This window comes from Streptomyces viridosporus, assembly GCF_002078235.1.
Classification (GTDB): Bacteria; Actinomycetota; Actinomycetes; order Streptomycetales; family Streptomycetaceae; genus Streptomyces; species Streptomyces viridosporus.
Map to the genome: position 1 here is coordinate 1 of NZ_MSGP01000919.1, position 743 is coordinate 743.

General features: G+C 74.8%; 1 protein-coding gene. It reads right to left on the minus strand.

Translation table 11 applies throughout. From position 1 onward, the window contains the following. The coding region (locus tag B7L92_RS38670; RefSeq protein ID WP_255311372.1) for a pyridoxal phosphate-dependent decarboxylase family protein at positions 1-743 on the minus strand (743 nt) is incomplete at both ends.

Genomic DNA, 743 nt, shown 5'->3' on the forward strand with positions numbered 1-743 from the left:
GCACGAGGGTGAGGAGTGCGCGCAGGTCGTCGGGGTGGGTGGCGGGGTTGAGGAGGGTGGCCTTGAGCCAGAGCCGTCCGTCGGCGCGGGCGCGGCCGAGGACGGCGCGGCCGGTGGTGAGGAGGTGGCGTCGTACGGCGGCGACGGCCGTGTCGGTGGCGTGTGCGGGCCGGAAGAGGACCGTGCTGATGGCGGGCCGGTCGTGGAGGTGGAAGCGGGGGTCGTCGTGGACGAGGTCGGCGAACTCCCGGGCGTGGGCGCAGACCTGGTCGACGAGGGTGCCGAGGCCGGTGCGGCCGAGGGTTTTGAGAGTGACGGCGAGTTTGAGGACGTCGGGGCGTCGGGTGGTGCGCAGGGAGCGGCCGAGGAGGTCGGGGAGTCCGGCTTCGGTGTCGTCGTCGGCGTTGAGGTAGTCGGTCCGGTGGTGCAGGGCGGCGAGGTCGTGGGCGTCGCGGACGGTGAGGAGGCCGGCGGGGACGGGCTGCCAGCCGAGTTTGTGCAGGTCGAGGGTGATGGTGTGGGCGGCGTCGAGGCCGGTGAGCTTGGCGCGGTGGTGGTCGCTGAAGAGGAGGGCGCCGCCGTAGGCGGCGTCGATGTGGAGGCGGGCGCCGTGGGCGGTGCAGCGGGCGGCGATGTCGGGCAGGGGGTCGATGAGGCCGGTGTCGGTGGTGCCGGCGGTGGCGGCCACGAGGACGGAGCCGCGGGGGCCGGGCAGTCGGGTGAGGGCGTCGAGGAGCCCGAGG